The sequence below is a fragment of the Marinobacter sp. genome, assembly GCF_044799475.1.
GTDB lineage: Bacteria > Pseudomonadota > Gammaproteobacteria > Pseudomonadales > Oleiphilaceae > Marinobacter.
The window spans coordinates 2,554,377-2,575,455 of record NZ_CP085217.1 but is presented as its reverse complement, the minus strand read 5'-3'; the positions used below and the strand labels follow the sequence as shown (position 1 = coordinate 2,575,455).

General features: G+C 58.7%; 21 protein-coding genes. 11 read left to right on the top strand and 10 right to left on the bottom strand.

Features of this window, described 5'->3' with window-relative positions:
• Positions 1-70: 70 nt before the first annotated feature.
• The 5 genes from lpxK to LG327_RS11920 all read right to left on the bottom strand — a co-directional run bounded on the left by lpxK (position 71) and on the right by LG327_RS11920 (position 6,333).
• Positions 71-1,075, bottom strand: a complete 1,005-nt coding sequence (gene lpxK, locus LG327_RS11940; RefSeq protein ID WP_404362073.1) for a tetraacyldisaccharide 4'-kinase — start codon at positions 1,073-1,075, stop codon at positions 71-73.
• The gene (gene msbA / locus LG327_RS11935; protein ID WP_404369395.1) at positions 1,072-2,850 is read right to left on the bottom strand and encodes a lipid A export permease/ATP-binding protein MsbA; all 1,779 of its coding nucleotides are present in this window, start codon (positions 2,848-2,850) and stop codon (positions 1,072-1,074) included. Before msbA ends, lpxK begins: the two co-directional genes overlap by 4 nt.
• On the bottom strand, positions 2,840-3,262 hold the full coding sequence (locus LG327_RS11930; protein ID WP_404362071.1) for an ExbD/TolR family protein: 423 nt from the start codon (positions 3,260-3,262) through the stop codon (positions 2,840-2,842). The genes msbA and LG327_RS11930 overlap by 11 nt, the downstream gene beginning before the upstream one ends.
• Positions 3,263-3,267: 5 nt before the next feature.
• On the bottom strand, positions 3,268-3,894 hold the full coding sequence (locus tag LG327_RS11925) for a MotA/TolQ/ExbB proton channel family protein (protein WP_404362069.1): 627 nt from the start codon (positions 3,892-3,894) through the stop codon (positions 3,268-3,270).
• Positions 3,895-4,002: 108 nt separating this feature from the next.
• Positions 4,003-6,333 (bottom strand): DNA internalization-related competence protein ComEC/Rec2, encoded by a 2,331-nt coding sequence (locus LG327_RS11920; protein ID WP_404362067.1) that lies wholly within the window; start codon positions 6,331-6,333, stop codon positions 4,003-4,005.
• 182 nt (positions 6,334-6,515) lie between these two features.
• Here LG327_RS11920 and LG327_RS11915 point away from each other — a divergent pair, with 182 nt between their 5' ends.
• Positions 6,516-7,025: a DUF2062 domain-containing protein gene (locus tag LG327_RS11915; RefSeq protein WP_404362065.1), complete on the top strand. Its 510-nt coding sequence runs from the start codon at positions 6,516-6,518 to the stop codon at positions 7,023-7,025.
• A 42-nt stretch (positions 7,026-7,067) separates the two neighbouring features.
• Here the strand turns inward: LG327_RS11915 and LG327_RS11910 are convergent, their stop codons facing one another.
• Together LG327_RS11910 and LG327_RS11905 are read right to left on the bottom strand one after the other, a co-directional pair.
• The gene (locus tag LG327_RS11910; RefSeq protein ID WP_404362063.1) at positions 7,068-7,781 is read right to left on the bottom strand and encodes an ABC transporter ATP-binding protein; all 714 of its coding nucleotides are present in this window, start codon (positions 7,779-7,781) and stop codon (positions 7,068-7,070) included.
• Complete coding sequence (locus LG327_RS11905; protein WP_404362061.1) at positions 7,774-9,015, bottom strand: lipoprotein-releasing ABC transporter permease subunit; 1,242 nt, start codon at positions 9,013-9,015, stop codon at positions 7,774-7,776. Before LG327_RS11905 ends, LG327_RS11910 begins: the two co-directional genes overlap by 8 nt.
• A 112-nt stretch (positions 9,016-9,127) precedes the next feature.
• Here LG327_RS11905 and LG327_RS11900 point away from each other — a divergent pair, with 112 nt between their 5' ends.
• From LG327_RS11900 to infA, 9 genes are all read left to right on the top strand, one after another.
• On the top strand, positions 9,128-9,706 hold the full coding sequence (locus tag LG327_RS11900; RefSeq protein ID WP_404362059.1) for a PilZ domain-containing protein: 579 nt from the start codon (positions 9,128-9,130) through the stop codon (positions 9,704-9,706).
• Positions 9,707-9,798: 92 nt separating this feature from the next.
• Positions 9,799-10,116, top strand: a complete 318-nt coding sequence (locus tag LG327_RS11895) for a hypothetical protein (RefSeq protein ID WP_404362057.1) — start codon at positions 9,799-9,801, stop codon at positions 10,114-10,116.
• A 100-nt stretch (positions 10,117-10,216) separates the two neighbouring features.
• Positions 10,217-11,218, top strand: coding sequence for an agmatine/peptidylarginine deiminase (locus LG327_RS11890; protein WP_404369392.1), 1,002 nt, complete (start codon positions 10,217-10,219; stop codon positions 11,216-11,218).
• A complete protein-coding gene (locus tag LG327_RS11885) occupies positions 11,215-12,150 on the top strand; it encodes a carbon-nitrogen hydrolase (RefSeq protein ID WP_404362055.1) in 936 nt (311 codons plus the stop codon). Before LG327_RS11890 ends, LG327_RS11885 begins: the two co-directional genes overlap by 4 nt.
• Positions 12,151-12,157: 7 nt before the next feature.
• The gene (locus LG327_RS11880; protein ID WP_404362053.1) at positions 12,158-13,069 is read left to right on the top strand and encodes an AAA family ATPase; all 912 of its coding nucleotides are present in this window, start codon (positions 12,158-12,160) and stop codon (positions 13,067-13,069) included.
• 151 nt (positions 13,070-13,220) lie between these two features.
• Positions 13,221-14,192, top strand: a complete 972-nt coding sequence (trxB, locus tag LG327_RS11875) for a thioredoxin-disulfide reductase (protein ID WP_404362051.1) — start codon at positions 13,221-13,223, stop codon at positions 14,190-14,192.
• Between the two features lie 6 nt (positions 14,193-14,198).
• Entirely contained in the window at positions 14,199-14,927 is a 729-nt protein-coding gene (aat, locus tag LG327_RS11870; protein ID WP_404362049.1) for a leucyl/phenylalanyl-tRNA--protein transferase, read from the top strand.
• Positions 14,928-14,962: 35 nt separating this feature from the next.
• Positions 14,963-15,676: an arginyltransferase gene (locus tag LG327_RS11865; protein ID WP_404362047.1), complete on the top strand. Its 714-nt coding sequence runs from the start codon at positions 14,963-14,965 to the stop codon at positions 15,674-15,676.
• Between the two features lie 194 nt (positions 15,677-15,870).
• Positions 15,871-16,089, top strand: a complete 219-nt coding sequence (infA, locus tag LG327_RS11860) for a translation initiation factor IF-1 (protein ID WP_404362045.1) — start codon at positions 15,871-15,873, stop codon at positions 16,087-16,089.
• A gap of 137 nt (positions 16,090-16,226) precedes the next feature.
• Here infA and clpA read toward each other — a convergent pair whose 3' ends face one another.
• Together clpA and clpS are read right to left on the bottom strand one after the other, a co-directional pair.
• Entirely contained in the window at positions 16,227-18,497 is a 2,271-nt protein-coding gene (clpA, locus tag LG327_RS11855; protein ID WP_404362043.1) for an ATP-dependent Clp protease ATP-binding subunit ClpA, read from the bottom strand.
• 18 nt (positions 18,498-18,515) lie between these two features.
• The gene (gene clpS / locus LG327_RS11850; protein ID WP_404369389.1) at positions 18,516-18,875 is read right to left on the bottom strand and encodes an ATP-dependent Clp protease adapter ClpS; all 360 of its coding nucleotides are present in this window, start codon (positions 18,873-18,875) and stop codon (positions 18,516-18,518) included.
• 443 nt (positions 18,876-19,318) lie between these two features.
• Here clpS and cspD point away from each other — a divergent pair, with 443 nt between their 5' ends.
• Complete coding sequence (cspD, locus tag LG327_RS11845) at positions 19,319-19,615, top strand: cold shock domain-containing protein CspD (protein ID WP_404362041.1); 297 nt, start codon at positions 19,319-19,321, stop codon at positions 19,613-19,615.
• 58 nt (positions 19,616-19,673) lie between these two features.
• Here cspD and icd read toward each other — a convergent pair whose 3' ends face one another.
• The gene (gene icd / locus LG327_RS11840) at positions 19,674-20,936 is read right to left on the bottom strand and encodes an NADP-dependent isocitrate dehydrogenase (protein WP_404362040.1); all 1,263 of its coding nucleotides are present in this window, start codon (positions 20,934-20,936) and stop codon (positions 19,674-19,676) included.
• Between the last annotated feature and the right edge of the window lie 143 nt (positions 20,937-21,079).

The window sequence follows — 21,079 nt, the reverse complement described above, 5'->3', positions numbered from 1 at the left end:
TGTCATCGGTGCTGCACCAGTTTCCCGAATGGGTCGCTCAAATGCCAGAGCCACCTGACATTAACTGGCATCAGCGGCGCTTGGATGTGACCGCCTCAAGCCTCTGTAACAGGGCCTTGCGGAACTCTTCCGGGAGTATTGCCCGCACTTCCAGTACCCAGCAGTCATGGTGGGCGAGCCTGCCGCATTTGACGCCGTCTTTCGCAGTCATCACCAGCTGCTCCCCTGGATCGATCGCAAGATCCTGGGGGGAGAACCTGTGATGGTCCGGCAAGGGCAGAGGCCTCACCCGGGCGCCCAGGCTTCTCAGAGTGCTGAAAAACCGGTCGGGATTGCCGATACCTGCCACTGCACGGACCGCCTTTCCATTTAGACAGTCGACCGGCCGCACCTCCCCGGAACGCAGATTCCGCAGGGTTTCCGGCTTCAGCTCCATGACATACTGATGAACGCCGGAAATTCCCTCTACTGCCTGCCCATTGGCCACCACAAAATCCACGTTTTTCAGGCGCTCCGGCCTTTCCCGGAGGGGACCAACAGGAATGGGGGCGCCATTGCCCAACCCCCTTTTTCCATCGAACACGGCCAGCTCAATATCCCGGGGCAGAGCATAATGCTGCAAGCCATCATCGCAGACCAGAACATCGCCCAGACCCTGATCCAGAGCCCAGCGCGCCGCCCGTGTCCGCCGGGGATCCACCACAACGGGACAGCCAGTGTGACGGAACAGCATGAGAGGCTCATCACCAGCTTCTTCAACCTGGGTGCCGGCACCCACCTTCAGCGGATAAGCCCTGGACTTGCCCCCGTAGCCGCGGCTCAGAATGACCGGCCGCCAGCCCTCTTCCCGAAGGCAGTCTGTCAGCCAGGCAGTGAGCGGGGACTTGCCTGTGCCCCCAACTGTTATGTTGCCCACTACGATAACCGGCGCAGAAAGGGGCGGTAACCGTGCGCGCGCCGCCAGCGCCTGCCTTCGCCGGCGCCGGGAAATCCAGAGATAGAGCCAGGCAAGCGGCCAGAGGATCCAGAGAGGGCGGCCTGATCCGTACCAGAGACGGTCAACCCAGCCGGTCATGCCGGCTCGCTGAACTGCATCTGGTGCAGCTGGGCATAAGCCCCACCCTGTGCCAGCAGCTCGTCGTGCCGGCCGGATTCCACGATCTTCCCAGCTTCCATCACGAGGATGCGATCTGCGCTCTCGATGGTTGACAGACGGTGTGCAATCACAAGGGTTGTCCGGCCTTTCATGACGGTATCCAGAGCAGCCTGGATGTAGCGCTCGGACTCAGTATCAAGAGCGGATGTGGCCTCATCCAGAATCAGGATGGGCGCATCCTTGAGGAGCGCCCGCGCAATGGCCAGGCGCTGGCGCTGACCGCCGGAAAGCATCACGCCGTTATCCCCTATCATGGTGTCAAGGCCATCCGGCATCCTGTCGATGAACTCCAGGGCGTGAGCCTTGGCAGCCGCTTCCCGGATGGCTTCCTCGCTGCAATGGCGCAGGGCGCCGTACGCGATGTTGGCACCAATCGTGTCGTTGAACAGCACTACATTCTGGGTCACCAGAGCGATCTGGGCCCGCAGGGCATCGAGGCGGAAATCTTTAATCGGATAACCGTCGATGAGAATCTCGCCTTCCGAATATTCATAAAACCGGGGTAACAGACTCACCATTGTGGACTTGCCGCTGCCAGAGCGCCCTACAAGAGCCACACTCTGGCCAGCCGGAATGCTGACGTTGATGTTCTCCAGCACGTAATCAAGCTGCTCGCGATAACGGAAGGCAACGTTGCGGAACTCCACGTCACCCCGGACCCGGCCCGGGTCCAGAGTGCCCTCGTCCTGCTCTGGCTTTTCATCAATGGTGGCAAAAACATCTGTGGCTGCAGCCACCCCTTTCTGGATCCGGGCATGAACGGAGGTCACCTGCCGGATAGGCTTGGCCATGGTGGTAGCTGCAGTTATGAAGGCCACAAGCTCGCCGGTGGACATGCCGCCGCGGATCGCCGGTGCCAGCATGGTCCAGACAAGTGAGGCAATGGCGATGGCCACCAGCACCTGGATCACCGGCACACTGATGGCCTGGGCCGTAGCCAGCTTCAGGCTCTGGCGCAGGTTGCGGCGGCTGACGTCATTGAAGCGTTCCCGCTCGTACCCTTCCCCTCCAAAAGCGCGCACCACCCGATAACCTGTGATGGCTTCGGATGAAACATGGGTGATGTCCCCCATGGACCCCTGGATGCGCCGGCTGAGCTTGCGAAAGCGCTTGCTCGCGTAGCTGACTACCAGACCGATAAGCGGACCCACTGCCAGGAAAATAAGAGTCAGTTTCCAGTTGGTGTAAAACATGAAGCCCAGCAGACCGATGATGGTCAGCCCTTCCCGCAGGGTTATGGTAACGGCCTTGGTGGTTGCATCGGCCACCTGCTCCACATTGAATGTCATTTTGGACACCAGCCGGCCGGAAGCATGCTCGTCAAAAAAGCGCGATGGCAGGGACAGCAGCCGGTCGAAGACCTGAATACGCAGCGCATTCACCACCTGGCGGCCCACGTAGCTTATGAAATACTGGCTCATGAAGGTGCCAACGCCGCGCAGGGAAAACACCCCGACAATCAGGCCGGTCAGGATGATGCGGTTTTCCGGCGACGGGTTCTCAATGGCGGTAATGACATATTCCATGGCCGCAGCCATGCCGGTGGAAGCCGCCGCGTAGATGACGTTGCCCACAATCGCCAGGGAGAATGCCACCCAGAAAGGTCTGACATAGGCAAAGAGGCGCTTGTACGTCTGCCAGCTGCTGGTTTCCCCGGCCCGCTCCTGAGGCACGGCTTCCGGATCAACCTTCATCATCATTCCGCTGTGTTGTGATACTCAGTCTGGAGAACCCAAGGCGGCCGGCCACGTCCATGGCACGCACTACGTACTGGTGTGGCGTGCCGGCGTCAGCGGTGATTATGAAAGGCAGGCTTTTGTCTCCGGCTGCCAGCTCTCGTACCGCCCTCTCCAGGGTTTCCCGCTGGTTGTTCACCAGAGGCTTGTCGTTGACGTAGTACTGTCCGTCTGCGCTGATGACCACATCCACCTGGCTTACCTCGGATTCCGCCGGCTGTCCGCTGGCTTCCGGCAGGTCAACCCGGAGATGGCTTTCACGGGTAAAGGTGGTTGATACCATGAAGAAAATCAGCAGCAGGAAAACCACATCGATCAGCGGTGTCAGGTCCACCCCGACTTCCTGACTTCTCTGGCGCTTGAACTTCACGGCCGTCAGGCTCCTTCAACGTCGATTTCGCGATCCCCGTGGACCACTTCAACCAGTTTGATCGCTTCCTGTTCCATGTTAACCACCAGCTCGTCCACGCGCCTGAGGAAATAGCGATGACAGATCAGGGCCGGAATGGCCACACTGAGGCCCGCTGCGGTAGTCATGAGCGCCTCGGAGATACCCCCCGCAAGATTACCCGCATCGCCCACGCCGGCGAGCTGAATCTCGGCAAAGACCTTGATCATCCCGATAACGGTACCCAGCAGACCGAGAAGCGGCGTAATGGTGGCAACCGTACCCAGGGGGTTGAGGAACCGCTCCAGGTCGTGAATTACCTGGGTGGCTTCGTGTTCGATGCTCTCTTTCATGATCTCACGACCATGTTTGGCATTGATCAGCCCGGCAGCCAGCACCCGCCCCATTGGCGAGGACGCCTGCAGGGCCTTGAGTTTCCGGCTGTTCAGTTCTTTCTTTTTGATCCAGCGCCAGAGCTCGTTAATGGTCGTTGCGGGTGCAACCCGAGAAACCCGCAAGGTCCAGAATCTTTCCAGAATGATGGCAAGGGCAAGGATGGAACAGGCTACTATCGGCACCATGATGATGCCACCCGCTTTCAAGAGCTCGAACACGCTTGGTCTCCCCGGTTAATGACAAGCCGCGCTACTTTAGCATAGCCGCCGCTTGAGGCCACACCCTCAGATAGCCATTTGGTTCCGGAAGCGGACCCAGTCCCGATTTCAGGGAGTACGCCACCAGGCCTCGGCCGGACGGATCCAGAAAGGTGCGCCGGAGCGCCACTCCGTAATATGGATTCCCCTGTCCGCGATGACGCCCCGTAGCGCACCCGACCAGGCTGTGTTCCAGGCCTGCGCGCCCACTGAATCAAACCGCTGGACCACATCGGCATGAGGATGGCCATATCGGTGGCGGTAGCCCGCGGTATAGACCACCGCATCCGGCTGCAAAGCCGATACCCATGCAGGGTCTGATGAGGTTTTGCTGCCATGGTGAGAGGCCACCAGGAACCGGAAGCCCTGTCCAGCCAGCAATTCACCCAGGGGAAACCGCCGCTCCACGGATGAGGAGATATCCCCGGGGAGAATGATGGCAGTGTTGCCAAAACGGGCAACAGCGACGCAGGAAGCGTCGTTGCCTTCGACCACCGGCATAACTCCGGACGCCGACTGGTCATGGCCGTCCTGCCAGAGCTCCAGGGTGACATCGCCGAGGGCAATCAGATGACCGGGAATACAGGGATGGATATCAACGCCCGTCTGCTCCGGCAATCGTTCTGCAACCCGGGCGGGCTCGCCGGATATCACCCGGCCCACCTCAAATGCATCAAACAGTGCAGGCAGGCCACCGGCATGGTCGCTGTCGCCGTGACTCACGACCAGGCTGTCGATGCGGGCAACCCCCAGTTTCCGCAGGCTGGGCACCAGCACACTCTCAACCGCAGAATACCCGGAGGGGGCTTCCGGCCCCGTGTCGTAGAGGAGCACCTGATTCCGATGACGCATCATCACCGAAAGCCCCTGGCCTACGTCGAAGATCCAGATCTCGGGTCTGGCCACAGAAGCATTGGCCCGCTCTCCGGGAGCCAGGCCTTCCGGGGCGGATAGCAGCCACAGAGCCATCATGGCACCGGCAATCCAGCGAACCGGGGAAGCCGGTACGATAATGACCAGCAGAACAAGAGCCGCCACCATGGCCGCAGCGATGGGACCGCCCTGCACAGCCGGCGCCGGCAAATCAGCCAGCACCGAGAGATACCACCATAAGGTACCCAGGACGGCGTCAAACAGCCCGCCCATCAGATTATCCAGTCCGGAACCCGGCAGCATCATCAGCAAAAGCGCACCGGCCACAAGGACCGGCATCACCACAAGGGAGAGCCAGGGTATGGCCACCAGGTTGGCCAGCCAGCCGGCGGTGGCGGGGGCTTCATCCATGAAGGCCAACATTGGCCAGAGCCCCGCGAACACAGCGCTCTGCGCAAGGAAGAGGGTCGCCACCTTTCCAGGCGGCCCGAGGCGGCCGGAAAACACGAGCAGCAGCACAGCCACGGCGCCGAAGGACAACCAGAAACCGCGATCAAGGGGAGCAAAGGGATCAATCAGAATCACCAGACCAAGGGCCAGAAGCCAGCCGGTACCCGGTGCCACCCGCCCCGCACGGAACACCAGCCAGCTACCCATGGCCACCATCAGCCAGGCGCGGCGCGTCGGTACCGTAAAACCTGCAGCCATGGCGTACGTCAGGCTGCCGCTCACCACGATTACCAGAACGATCAGGCGGCGACGGGACGGGCCCAGCCGGTGCTGCGGTAACCAGGCCAGCAGCGTACGCAGAAGCACACCGAGGCCCAGCGCAACCAGACCTATATGCAGACCGGATATGGCAACCAGGTGGATGGTCCCCGTGGCTTCCAGCGTGCGCCAGTGTTCTGGAGTCATCCGCCCCCTCTGCCCCAGCAGCAGGGCTTCGGCCAGGGAAAAATGTTCCATGGATCCCAGGCGGGCCGATAACCTCTCTGACAGCTGACGCCGCCACTGATGAAAAGAACAGGACAGGCCGCAGACACCACCAGGCCAGGCAGACAGCTCCCGGACTGTTCCCGTAGCCCGGTAGTCATTCCGGAAAAGCCAGGATTCGTAGCGAAAACCGGCCGGGTTGACCGAGCCATGAGGGCGCTTCAGCCTTACTTTGACACGAATGAGTGAGGGCAGATCAAGGTGGGCGTCGTCCCCGTACCAGGCCAGTCGGAGACGACCCGGAAGGGGTCCATGCTGAGCGAGCGCATTGCCCTCCTCCCACTGCTGGACACACAGGCTGAAACGGACACTGTTGAAGGAACCAGGGGACGGCAGGTCACAAAGGTGGCCCACAACCACCTGGTCCTCGCCTTCCGAGGCCAGGGGCAATTCTGCTTCCAGACGCTCCCCTGCCTGCCATCCGGCCCACAGAAAACCCAGAAGCAGAAAGGCCAGCGGCCCCGGAAACCGGAATCTGCCGACTGTTCCTCTCAGCAACCAGAGCACAGCCGCACAGACGGCAAGAAGCACCATTACCGATGACGGTGGAATGACGCCGCTGCAATAAAGTAAGATGGCTCCGCACGAAAACGATGCGATCCCTGCGCGCACAAGAAGCTCCCGGACAATCCCTGTCCTGTCGAATCAAAAATTCTCAGCGGGTCTTTTCGTGCCCATCACCCAGCTGGTTACACCCTGAACAGGCAGCCGTATACATGCCAAAGAAGTTCATGAAGCGCTATCTGCCATCACCGGACAAAGTGCGAGCAATCCGCTCACTGCACTTCCTTGGCGATATCCTCCATGAACCCAATCTCTGGCATATCAACCGGCATGGCGTCTCCCGCGCCTTTCTCATCGGCATTTTCTGGTGCTTTATTCCAATGCCTTTCCAGATGGTGGCCGCTGCGTTCTGCGCCATCTGGTTCAACGCCAACATGCCGCTGTCCGTGGCACTTGTCTGGATCAGCAATCCGCTCACCATGCCCCCCATGTTCTACTTCAACTACAAGATGGGCGCCTGGCTTTTGGGGCGGCCGGTCATGGAATTCGAATTCCAGTTCACCTGGGACTGGATCAGCACCCGGCTGGTAGACATAGGCATTCCACTCTATTTCGGCTCCCTGATAACAGCCACCCTGACAGCGTGTATCTCCTATGCAGTCCTCCAGTATCTGTGGCGCAGGAAGGTCAGGGCTGACTGGCGAAAGCGCAGCCAGCGATAACGCCCGCCCGACCGGTCCGTCAACCGGATGCCGGCCAGGTAATCAGGAACTCTCTTCGACCAGTTCGCCGCGTTCCAGCCGCAACACCCTGCCCAGGCTCTTTGCAATGCCCATGTCGTGGGTAACCACCACAAACGCTATGCCAAGCTGGTCCCGCAGAGACTCAATCAGCCTGCGAACACTCTCGCCCGTCCGGTCGTCCAGATTGCCCGTGGGCTCATCCATCAGGACACAGTCCGGCTCATTGACCAGAGCCCGGGCTATAGCCACCCGTTGGCGCTCGCCACCGGAAAGCTCACCGGGCTTGTGAGCCAGCCTGTCTTTCAGACCTACCTCCCCCAGGATAGCCTCTGCCCGGCGGGACGCTTCCCTGGTAGACATGCCACCGAGAACGCAGGGCATCATGACATTCTCCCGGGCGCTGAACTCCGGCAGCAGGTGATGAAACTGATAGACAAAACCCAGATAGCGGTTGCGGAATCTTGCCCGGCCCGCCTCGCTCATGCGATGGATGTCTTCACCACAGATGGCAATCTGGCCGGAGGAGGGCTTGTCCAGGCCGCCAAGAAGATTGAGCAGTGTGGTCTTCCCTGCACCGCTACTTCCCACGATGGCAACGGTCTCCCCGGCATTAACCTTGAGGGAAATGTCCGAGAAGATGGTCAGTTTGCCGGGCCCTTCGTTGTAGCTCCGGGTGATCCTCTCACACTCGATGATTCGCTTTCGGGCTGCCTGGGCGTGCTCGGTGTTACTCATAACGCAGTGCCTCCGCGGGATCGACGCGGGACGCGCGCCAGGCAGGATAGATGGTGGCAAGCAGGCTCATGGCCAGACCCGCTCCGGTAATGATAAAGACGTCCTGCCACTGCAGGTGGGATGGCAGATAACTTATGAAATAGACATCGGCGCTGAGGAACTGGTGCCCCAGAACGGCCTCAAGCCAGCTGATGAAGCTGCTTATATTCATGGCACCGAGCACCCCGAGGGTCATGCCGACCAGGGTGCCGACAATTCCAATCACCGCCCCCTGAACAATGAATATCCGCATAATGCGGCCGGGCGTAGCGCCCATGGTGCGCAGGATCGCAATGTCGGCTTTTTTGTCGGTAACCACCATGACCAGAGTGGACACGATATTGAACGCCGCCACCGCCACAATGAACATCAGCAACAGGCCGATCATGGTCTTCTCCATGCGAATGGCCTGGAACAGATTGCCGTGGGTACGGGTCCAGTCAGAGACCAGAAAACGACCGCTCATGTCCTGGGCCACTTCCCTCGCCACTCTGGGGGCCTTGAAAAGATCATCCAGCAGCAGGCGTACGCCGTGGGCCTTGCCCCCGGTTCGCATCAGGGTGGCGGCATCCGCCATGTGGACCAGTGTGTAGTTGCCGTCCAGCTCAGCACCCACACTGAAAACACCCTTCACCGTAAAGCGCTTCAGCCTGGGGAGCACACCTGCCGGGGTAACGGTGGCCTCAGGCATGACCACGGTAACCTTGTCGCCAATCTGCAGGCGCAGGCTCGCCGCCATGAGCTTGCCCACGATAATGCCAAACTCGCCGGGTTTCAGATTCCCCAGCTCACCCTCGATCATGTGGTCCTCGATGATCGAAACGGCCCGCTCCTCCTCGGGCAGAACACCGTTCAACAGGATTCCCCGCACATTACCGCCACCGGTCACCATGCCCTGCCCCTGCACGAAAGGCGCTGCTGCAATAACGGAAGCATGTTCAGTGGCGATGCGGTCCACTCTCTGCCAGTCCTCAAGCACTTCGTCGCCACGGATCACCGCATGCGGCACCATGCCCAGGATGCGCTGTTTGAGCTCACGGTCAAAGCCGTTCATGACGGAAAGCACTATAATCAGCACTGCCACCCCCAGCATCAGTCCAATCATGGACGTCAGGGAGATAAATGAGATGAAATGATTGCGTCGTTTTGCCGCGGTGTACCGCAAGCCGACGTAAAGCGATAAAGGTTTGAACATGATCTGGGACCTGCCGCTTCCCGGGTTCTCATCGGACCTCCCGGACGCCACACAGACGACGGGAAGCTGCTAAACTTATGCCAAAAAATCATACATATTCATGCGAGGCTTGATGAGCGCTAATTCACCGGAAGACCGTCGCGACTATTTTCGCATTAATGACCGGATTGGTCTCGAATTCAGAAAACTCCCACCGGACCGGGAGGATGGCAGCGATCCGTTCGATGAAGGTCACCTGGATGGCCTGCGCGCCGAACTGAAACGGCTTGATCTGGAGGTTCGTAATCAGACAATCGCTCTCGCCGAAAAAGACCGCCTGCTGGGCATGCTGTTCAAGTCTCTCAATGGCAAGATCGATATTCTGGCGCGCATTATGGCCCTTGAGCAAAATCCGTTGCAACCGGACGCATGGCAGGAGGTCACCCTCAGCGAGGGCGGAATTGCCTTTCATGCCCCCGCAGGCACCTTTGCTGTTGGTGACCTGGTAGCCCTCAGAATGACTCTGCCCCCTGAGCTTTTCAGGCCCGAAGCCGTTGGCCGGGTCATTGAAATCTCCAGCGGCGAGGGTGACGATCCGCTGTATCACGCAGAATTTACCCAGCTCCCTGAAAGCGATCGCCAGCAGATTGCCCGTCATATCATGAGACTGCAAATCCGTCATCGTCAGCAGAATGAATCCGGACAAATCTGAATTCCGCGAATATTAATTCGTGAGCCCGGCGCCCGGATTCTTTAAGATCGGCGTTTATCCACAGAAAAACAGAAGCCAGGAGTTACCTGACCATGCGAAAAACAACCCACATCTTCTTTGGCGCGACGGCTCTGCTGCTGACAGCCAGCCTGCCTCTGACCACCCTCGCCAGTGAGCAGAACCCGCGGCAGGCCCTTCCTGTTGCCCAGTCCAGTGAGCGGGCATCCCTGGAGCTGCCCCGCCGCGGGCAGACCAAAGAGGCTGTAGCGGAAAAGCTTGGCAGGCCCGAAGGCATTAAGGGACCAGTAGGAGAACCGCCAATCACCGCCTGGTTTTATGAAGGGTTTGTCGTGTACTTTGAGCACGACAGAGTCATACACTCCGTCGTAAAACCGAAGCGTTCCTCCTGAAAAGAGCTTTACAACGGTTTCAGAAAAGATTCAAAAAGGTACTTGCGACTTGAGCACGACACAGCTTATGCCAGCCGAGTGGGCGCCCCAGAGCGCTGTCATGCTGACCTGGCCCCATTCAGGAACAGACTGGTCCGGTGTTCTGGACCAGGTTGAACCGGTCTTCCACAGCATTGCCCGCGCGGTCCTCCGATATGAACATCTGCTGGTCAGCTGTGAAGATCCCGCCCGGGTGAAGCAGCTGGAGCATGGCCTGAACAGTTACGCAGCCGATGAAGGGCTGCCTGGCCGAGCCCTGGTTGTTGCGACACCGGCAGATGACACCTGGGCCCGGGATCACGGACCCATCGCGGTGTCTGGATCCGAAGGCCAGCAGCTGCTGGATTTCCGCTTCAATGCCTGGGGCGGCAAGTTTCCTTTCGGGAAGGATGACGCCCTGAACAAGGCACTTGCCCAAAAAGGCTGCTTTGGCGACACGCCGCTGGTTCCGGTCAATTTTGTTCTGGAAGGCGGCTCTCTGGAGTCTGATGGCGCTGGCACTCTGCTCACCACCAGCGAATGCATGCTGACCCCGACCCGAAATCCGAGCTTTGACCGCACGGGCATCGAACAGATGCTGGGAGAACTTCTGGGTGTAAGGCGGGTTCTGTGGCTGAATCATGGTTACCTGGCCGGAGACGACACAGACAGCCACATTGATACGCTTGCGCGCTTCTGCGCGGTCGACCATATCTGTTATGTGCGCTGCGACCAGCCCGAAGATGAGCACTACGGCGCCCTTGCGGCCATGGAGGAGGAACTCCATCAGTTCCAGCAGGAGAACGGTGCACCCTATCGCCTGACCGCCCTGCCCTGGCCGGACGCGGTTTATGGCGAGGATGGCGAGCGGCTGCCCGCAACCTATGCGAATTTTCTGATCATCAACCACGCGGTGCTTCTGCCGGTCTACGATGTGCCTCAGGATGCCGAAGCCATCCGCATCCTGGGGGAAATTTTCCCGGACCGCGAAATCATTCCCATCCAGTGTCGACCGCTGGTGGCACAGCATGGCAGTCTGCACTGTGTCACCATGCAGCTTCCTGCCGGAGTAATTCAGCCATGACCCGTGCAAGAGACGACCACTCCGCTTCCGGAAACCTGAAAATAGCTGCCGTTCAGCAGACATGCAGCAGCGACAAGCAGACCAGCCTTGCGATCACGGAACGCCTGATCCGGGAAGCGGCCGAAAAGGGCGCGGAACTGGTGGTTCTGCAGGAGCTGCACACCACTCTCTACTTCTGTCAGACAGAAGACGCAGAGGTTTTCGGGCTTGCCGAACCCATCCCCGGCCCTTCCAGCGATTACCTGGCCGGCCTGGCTGCGGAGCTGAAGATTGTACTGGTGGGCTCCATCTTCGAACGCCGGATGAACGGCGTCTATCACAACACGGCAGTGGTGTTTGAGCGGGACGGCAGCATCGCCGGCACCTACCGCAAGATGCATATCCCGGATGACCCGGGGTTCTATGAAAAATTCTACTTCACTCCGGGGGACGCCGTACGGAACGATGGCCACAGCGGCTTTACCCCGATAGACACTTCCGTTGGCCGCCTCGGGGTGCTGGTCTGCTGGGATCAGTGGTACCCGGAAGCCGCACGCCTGATGGCGCTGGCGGGGGCGGAGGTGCTGATCTACCCCACGGCCATTGGCTGGGACATGACGGACGACCCGGAAGAGCGCGAGCGCCAGCTGGAGGCCTGGGTCACGGTCCAGCGGGGTCACGCGGTGGCTAACAACCTTCCGGTTATCGCCCCAAACCGCGTGGGCGGAGAGCCCGACCCCTCCGGTCAGGGAGACGGCATTCTGTTCTGGGGCAACAGTTTCATCTGTGGCCCCCAGGGCGAATTTCTGGCCCGGGCGGACGATCACACCGAAACAGTGCTGATGGTCGAGCTCGACCGGGCCCGCAGCGAAACCATCCGCCGCATCTGGCCCCATTTCCGGGACAGACGAATCGATGCTTTTGGTGACATTCTCCGTCGTGTCAGGGACTGAAAGAACCATGAAAAAACTGACAGACGCCACCGTGGCCACGCTCAATGAAATACTTCTGGGCAAGGACGAGCAGGTGAGACTTGCCCTGTGCTGCCTTCTGGCCCAGGGCCATCTGCTGATTGAAGACATTCCGGGCATGGGTAAAACCACTCTTTCCCATGCTCTGGCGAAGGTGCTTGGGCTAAGCTATCAGCGAATACAGTTCACCAATGATCTGTTGCCCGCGGATGTACTGGGATTCTCCATCTATGACAAACAGGCCGGCAGCCTTGTGTTCCATCCTGGGCCCATTTTTGCCCATGTGGTGCTGGCCGATGAAATCAACCGGGCCTCTCCCCGCACCCAGAGTGCGTTGCTGGAAGCCATGGAGGAACGACAGGTAAGCATTGAGGGTCAAACCCGGCCGCTGCCGGCTCCCTTCTTTGTGATCGCCACCCAGAACCCCCTGGAGCAGGGTGGCACCTGGCCCTTGCCCGAATCCCAGCTTGACCGCTTTCTGATGCGGCTTCGCCTGGGGTATCCTGATCCTTCAGCGGAGCGGGCGCTGCTTGAGGGCGAGGACCGCCGGGAGCTGACATCCCGGATGCAGGCCATGATCAGCCAGGCCGACCTGGGTAGCCTGCAACAGGGCGTTGCCCGGGTCACCACCAGCCCCGCCCTGCTGGATTACGTTCAGCGCCTGCTTGAACAGAGCCGCCGCATGCCCGGCCTGGTCTATGGCCTTTCGCCCAGGGCGGGCCTGGGGCTGGTGAGAGCAGCAAGGGCATGGGCCCTGATGAACGGCCGCCACCACGTGCTGCCTGATGATATCCAGGCCGTGTTCCCGGCCGTTGCCGAGCACCGCCTTGAGCAGGGAGAATCCGGCAAAAGTGGCGACCGGGTGCGACAGCTGCTTCAATCGGTTTCCGTTATCGAGTAGATAGCCCGGTTCAATGATCCGAATTGCTTCAATCAAATGGCAAAGGCCCGCAGCCATGTTAGGCTGCACAACCTATTTGCCGGACGGTCACGGCGGGGTGTCAATGATGGCCCTCGTGACCGGTTAAAGTATCCGAAACGAGAGAGCGACCATGACCCAGAGCAAGCATTCCCGCCTGATTATTCTTGGCTCCGGCCCTGCCGGCTACACTGCTGCGGTTTATGCTGCCCGCGCCAACCTCAAGCCAACGCTGATCACCGGCATTGAAGTGGGCGGCCAGCTGACCACCACCACCGATGTTGATAACTGGCCCGGGGATAACGACGGTGTTCAGGGCCCGGAGCTTATGCAGCGCATGCTCAAGCATGCCGAGCGTTTCGAAACCGAAATCGTCTATGACACCATCAACGAAGCAGATCTCAACGATCGCCCCTACCGTCTCAAGGGCGACAGCGGCGAGTACACCTGTGACGCGCTGATCATAGCCACCGGTGCCTCCGCCATGTATCTGGGGCTGGATTCGGAAGAAGCGTTCAAGGGCAAAGGCGTGTCGGCCTGCGCGACCTGTGACGGTTTTTTCTACAAAAAACAGAAAGTGGCCGTGATCGGCGGCGGCAACACGGCGGTCGAGGAAGCTCTCTACCTCTCCAACATTGCTGCTGAGGTCACCCTGGTGCACCGCCGCGACACCCTGCGGGCGGAAAAAATTCTCCAGGACAAGCTGTTTGAAAAGGCCGAACACGGCAACGTGAACCTGGTCTGGAATCACACCCTGGATGAGGTCCTTGGTGATAATACCGGCGTTACCGGCATGCGCATTCGCAACGTGGCAGACGGCGGCACCCGGGATATCGAACTGACCGGCGTGTTTATCGCCATTGGCCACCGGCCCAACACGGAACTCTTTCAGGGTCAGCTGGAGATGGAAAACGGCTATATCAAAATCCGCTCCGGTCTGGAAGGCATGGCCACCCAGACCAGCATTCCCGGAGTATTCGCTGCCGGCGATGTTGCTGATCACGTCTACCGTCAGGCGGTTACTTCATCCGGCTTTGGCTGCATGGCTGCACTGGACGCGGAAAAGTTCCTTGATCACCATGCCCAGCTGCTTTCGGCTGAATGACACAGCATGACATCCCTCCCCTGGCTGGATCCGGATCAGCTCTGGTTTCCTGACCCTGAGGAAGCCCTTGAGGATCCGGACGGCCTGCTTGCCCTTGGAGGCGACCTGTGTCCGGAGCGGCTCGTTCTTGCCTACCGCAACGGCATTTTTCCCTGGTTTTCCGATGAGCAGCCCATCCTCTGGTGGTCGCCAGACCCGCGTTGTGTGCTCTTTCCCCGGGAAGTCCATGTCTCGCGGAGCCTGCGCAGGACCCTGAACCGGCGACCATTCCGGGTCACCTCAGACGAGGATTTCAGCGGCGTGATAGAACGCTGCGCCAACACCCGCAGCGAGGGAACCTGGATCACCCAGGACATGAAGGCGGCTTATAACCGTCTGCATCGCCTTGGCATTGCCCATTCCTTTGAAGCCTGGAATGACGCAGGGCAACTGGTCGGCGGGCTTTACGGGATTGCTCTGGGTCGCTGTTTTTTCGGCGAATCCATGTTCTCCCTTGAGACCAATGCCTCCAGGGTGCTGATGATTCATATTGCCCGGCAGCTTGAAGAGTGGGGCTATGCGCTGATGGACTGCCAGGTGGAGAGCCATCATCTGCTTACCATGGGCGCCCGTAGCATTCCACGGAGGGAATTTTTATCTATACTGGAGTCGAAGGTTGACGCTGCTCCGGCGCATACCTCATGGCGGATGCAGTGGCGCTGGCCTGGGGCAGGAACGGATTCCGGCACCAACTGAAATACCACTCGAAGAACCGGGTTGAGGTTTGGCCTATGAGCAGCCTGAAAACGCTCGTATTTTTTGCGACACCGCCCCATGAGTGCAGCTACCTGGAGGACAGGGAAGCCACCACCATGTTTGTCGACCCAAGAGCCCGAGTGGACAAAAGGCTGTACAGCCAGCTGACGGCCCTGGGTTTCCGGCGCAGTGGGTCACACTTCTACCGCCCTCACTGCGAACAGTGCAATGCCTGTATCCCTGTCCGGCTCAATGCCGGCAGGTTCAGGGCCAACCGTTCCCAGCGACGGGTGTGGCGGCGCAACGAGGATCTCAGGTTCAATCTCGTCCCCGCCCGCCTTTCCGATGAATATTACGGCCTCTACGCCAGATACATTGAGGAACGTCACGCCGACGGCGACATGTACCCGCCATCACGGGAACAATTTGGCTCTTTTCTGGTCGAAGGTGGAACAGAAAGCTGGTTTCTGGAAATGCGCAAGGACACCCGGCTCATTGGCCTGGCAGTGATCGACCTGCTTGATGATGGCCTGTCGGCCATCTACACGGTTTTCGAGCCGGGCGAAGACGGCCGGAGCCCGGGAACCCTGGCCGTTCTGTGGCAGGTCGAAGAAGCCCGCAGGCGGAACCTGCCACATGTCTATCTGGGGTACTGGATCCGCGAATGTCGTAAAATGAGCTACAAGACGCGATTCCGTCCCGTTGAAGCCCTTCTGGATGGCCGATGGCAGACTCTTCCGGAAGAATAAAACTGAAACTCTAATCCTGCTGAACGCGTATCCGGGGGCGGGACCTTTTGCCAAACGGCGCTGATTCAGGCAGAATTCGACGTTTAAAGCGAACGCACTGGGGTATTTCATCGATTTGCCGGCCTTCCGGCGTCTGTCTCGATGTCCTTAACCACCCGCCCCGGCATACCATGACTAAATGAGGTTTTTACTGAATGGCAAAATCTGATGCTATTGAAATGGAAGGGACTATCCTTGATACCCTGCCAAACACCATGTTCCGGGTCGAACTGGAGAACGGTCATGTGGTGACTGCACACATTTCTGGCAAAATGCGCAAAAACTACATCCGGATTCTCACCGGAGACAAGGTCAAGGTCGAGCTGACACCCTACGACCTGTCCAAGGGACGCATTGTGTACCGCGCCCGTTAAGACCGGCAGTTTTATCATCAGGAGCCCCGCACTGCGGGGCTTTCTGCTTTCCGGAATACAGAAAAGCCACGGTTTTCAGGCCGTGGCTTTTCTGTTTTTCACTGCTTTAAAGAGCGGACGTCCTCAATGAACGAGGGTCAGACAGCTTCTGCCGCTTCGCTCTCGTACTCAAATACCAGCTCGTCATTTTCCAGCCTGACGTACACTTCACCGCCCTTCTCCGAGAGACTGCCGAAGAGTATCTGCTCCGCCAGCGGCCGCTTGATCTTGTCCTGAATCAGGCGTCCCATCGGGCGGGCACCCATGGTGACATCATAACCCTTCTCCGCAAGCCAATGCTTGGCCTCGTCTTCCACATGCAGAACAACATGCTTCTCGTCCAGCTGCGCCTGCAGCTCGGTGAGGAACTTGTCCACCACGTGGGTGATGGTGTCCTTCTGCAGATCGGCGAACTGGATAATGCCATCCAGCCGGTTGCGGAACTCCGGAGTAAAGGTCTTGGTGATAATCTCCATGCCGTCGGTGCTGTGGTCCTGCTCGCTGAAACCAATAGAGCGTCGCGCCATGTTTTCCGCCCCTGCGTTGGTGGTCATCACCAGAATCACGTGGCGGAAATCTGCCTTGCGACCATTGTTATCGGTCAGGGTGCCGTGGTCCATTACCTGCAGCAGCAGGTTGAAGACTTCCGGATGGGCCTTTTCGATCTCGTCCAGCAACAGCACACAGTGCGGATGCTTGTTGACGGACTCGGTCAGCAGACCGCCCTGGTCGAAGCCGACATAGCCGGGAGGCGCACCAATCAGCCGTGATACGGTATGGCGCTCCATGTACTCGGACATGTCAAAACGCAGCAGCTCGATACCCAGAACCTTGGCCAGCTGACGCGTGACCTCGGTCTTGCCCACACCGGTGGGGCCGGCGAACAGGAACGCGCCCTCCGGCTTCTCCGGCGCCTTCAGGCCGGCGCGGGCCAGCTTGATGGAGGTAGACAGGGATTCGATCGCTTTGTCCTGGCCGAAGACAACCATTTTCAGGTCCCGCTCCAGGTTACGCAGCAGGTCCTTATCGCTGCTGGAGACATTCTTCGGCGGAATCCGGGCTATGGTCGCAACCACATCCTCGATGGCCGATACCCCAACCACTTTCTTGCGCTTGGCCGCCGGCATCAGACGCTGGCGCGCACCAGCCTCATCGATGACGTCTATGGCCTTGTCCGGCAGGTGGCGATCGGTGATATAGCGATCAGCCAGTTCCGCGGCCACTCTCAGGGCCTTGTCCGTGTATTTGAGATCGTGGTGCTTCTCAAAGTGGGGCTTGAGGCCCTTCAGGATCTGATAAGTATCTTCGACGCTGGGCTCGTTCACATCAATTTTCTGGAACCGGCGCGCCAGAGCCGCGTCTTTCTCGAAGATCCCCCGGAATTCGGAGAAGGTGGTGGAACCGATGCAGCGGATCTCACCGGAACTCAGCATGGGCTTGAGCAGGTTGGATGCATCCATGACCCCGCCGGATGCGGAACCGGCACCGATGATGGTATGGATCTCATCAATGAAGAGGATCGCGTGCCTCTCTTTCTTCAGCTCTGCCAGCAATCCCTTGAGACGTTTTTCAAAATCGCCCCGGTACTTGGTGCCAGCCAACAGTGCGCCCAGGTCCAGCGAATAGACTACGGCGTCAGAAATAATCTCCGGCACCTGGCCATCAACGATGCGGCGGGCAAGGCCCTCGGCGATCGCAGTCTTGCCGACACCGGCTTCCCCCACCAGCAGCGGGTTGTTCTTGCGGCGCCGCACCAGAATCTGAACCACCCGTTCAACCTCATGCTCACGGCCAATCAGCGGGTCGATCCGGCCCTGACGGGCCTGTTCATTCAGATTGGTGGCGTAACTCTCAAGGGGCCTGGAGCCGCCGTTTTCCTCGGCAGCCTCGTCCTGCGCTGCCTGGTCGGCGCCCTCCTGATCTTCCGCACCCTGCACCCGTGAAATACCATGGGAAACAAAATTCACCACATCAATACGGGCAATGCTCTGTTTCTTCAGCAGGTAAACCGCCTGGCTCTCCTGTTCGCTGAAAATGGCAACAAGCACGTTGGCGCCGGTCACCTCTTTCTTGCCGGAGGACTGCACATGGAAAACCGCGCGCTGCAGTACCCTCTGAAAGCCCAGCGTAGGCTGCGTCTCTCGCTCACTGTCGCTGCCTGGGATCAGCGGTGTTGTGGAGTCGACGAATTCAATGAGTTCGTCCTGCAGACGCTGGAGGTCAGCGCCACAGGCTTTCAGTACACCCACCGCTGACTCATTGTCCAGCAATGCCAGCAAAAGGTGCTCGACCGTCATGAATTCATGACGCTTGTCACGCGCATTTTTAAAGGCGGTGTTCAGGGTAATTTCAAGATCTTTGCTTAGCATGTGCCACCCCAAGGTTTATCAGTCCGCACGTTCAATCTCGCATAGCAGCGGATGTTCGCACTCGGAAGAGTACTGGTTCACCTGTGCTGCTTTCGTCTCCGCGATGTCTCGGGTGTATACCCCACATACGGCTTTTCCCTGCGTATGGACGAGCAGCATCACCTGCGTCGCCTTTTCTTCATTCATACCGAAAAAAGTCATCAGGACTTCCACTACGAAGTCCATGGGCGTGTAATCGTCGTTCAGCAACATGACCCTGAACCGTGCGGGACGCTTCAGGGCAGGTTTACCGGATGCTGTTTGGACATCGTCCTGCCGTCCCGGTTCCCCGCTGCTCCCCTGATTTAATACTAGTAGAGAATTTCTGATAGTCCGCATCATTACTTGCCGAATTTCGCCGTCTGAATCATAAGATGGTTCCCCGCCCTCCCTATTTCAAGGAGCGCAGGCCGTTTGGTTCATCATAACGCCTGAGGGGCAATTCCAACCAGAGCTCCCATCAGAGTTCCAAGCAGAAGCTCCAGAGGAAGCCCGGGAAACTGACTGCCGAAACCCGTCTTTATTTGACTACAATCAACTTTAGGCAAGACGACCGAAAACACTCTTGACTCTGATGAAATAATACTCAAAAGTGGTAATCACAATGTATCAATAAACCATTGGACATTGAATGGCGACAGGCAGTACCAGCCAGGTTGTGACAGGAGCGGTAACGTCCGGAGACCACAGAGCGTTACCCGTCCCGAGGCATAACAGGCAATTTGCCTGAACGTAATACGAACAAGCAAGACAATCAGGTCAACCTGGACAAGGAGTTCGACATGCCAAATGGCAAGGTAAAGTGGTTCAACAACGCCAAGGGTTACGGTTTTGTGATCGAAGATGGCTACAGCGATGATCTGTTTGCCCACTTCTCATCCATTCAGATGGATGGCTACAAGACCCTTAAAGCCGGCCAGCCCGTCACCTTTGACAAAAAGGCTGGTGAAAAAGGTATACACGCTGTAAACATCGTTCCCCTTGAACAGTCCCAGAAGCAGGAATCGCCTGCCGCTGCGCCGCAGCAGCAGGAAGGGTCGGTTGATTACCGCCTGCAGAACAGGACCGCAATGGGCTGACACGCTCGCGCCAGCAGGAGATCAGCCGGTTACCGGGTGATCTCCTGCTGGCTCCGGGTCAGCCCTCCATTTTTCCGATCACCGCGTCCCCGAACTCCGAACATTTGAGCAACGTGGCATCAGGCATCAGGCGCTCAAAATCGTAGGTCACCGTCTTCGCCGCAATCGCACCTTCCATTCCCTTTATGATCAGATCCGCAGCTTCATCCCAGCCAATATGCCGCAGCATCATTTCGGCAGAGAGGATCAGGGAACCCGGGTTGACCTTGTCCTGACCGGCGTATTTGGGCGCCGTGCCATGGGTAGCTTCAAAATTCGCAACGGATCCCCCCATGTTTGCTCCGGGCGCAATTCCTATGCCGCCTACTTCCGCCGCCAGGGCGTCCGAAATATAGTCGCCGTTGAGGTTCAGGGTGGCGATGACGCTGTAGTCGTCCGGCCGTAACAGGATCTGCTGGAGAAAGGCGTCGGCAATGACATCCTTGATGATGATTTCGCGGCCGGTGTTCGGGTTTTTCATGGTGTGCCAGGGCCCACCCTCAAGAGGCTCCGCGCCAAACCGCTCCGCAGCCAGCTCGTAACCCCAGTTTTTGAAGGCGCCCTCGGTGTATTTCATGATGTTGCCCTTGTGGACGAGGGTAACGGAAGACCGGTCCTGATCTATGGCGAACTGGATGGCCTTTCGCACGAGCCGCTGGGTACCCTCCTTTGAAACGGGCTTGATGCCAATGCCACAGGTTTCGGGGAAACGGATACTGGTGACACCCATTTCCTCCCGAAGAAAGCGGATCATTTTTTTCGCCTCGTCCGAGTCCGCCTTCCATTCTATGCCTGCGTAGATGTCCTCGGAATTCTCCCGGAAGATCACCATGTCGGTGAGCTCCGGATGGCTTACGGGGCTGGGGACGCCCTTGAAGTAGCGAACAGGCCGCACACAGGCGTAAAGGTCCAGCTGCTGGCGCAGGTACACGTTCAGGGACCTGTAACCCTCCGCTACCGGTGTGGTCAGCGGACCTTTTATGCCAACAGGGAATTCCCTGAGGGCATCCAGGGTTTCTTCCGGCATCCAGCTGTCGGGACCGTAAACCTTTGTTGCTTTTTCTCCGGCGTAGACCTCCATCCATGAAATACTACGTTTCGAGCCATAGGCATTCCGGACAGCTGCATCCACCACTTTCTGCATGACCGGGGTGACATCAGCACCCACACCATCGCCTTCAATAAACGGGATAATCGGATGATTTGGAACATTCAGCGAAAGATCCGCGTTGACCGTTATCCTGTCTCCGTCCTCAGGCACCACTATCTTCTCGAATCCCATATCTGTCTCCATGTTGGCATGACTCTGGCTGCTTTCCCCCAGGCATCGCAGCCCTGCATGAAGGTAGCATTGACTGTACTTTCCATGGGGGCAGTGGGCGGAAAAACGAGGGGTCCCGGACTGACTCAGATCACCCGGCCGAT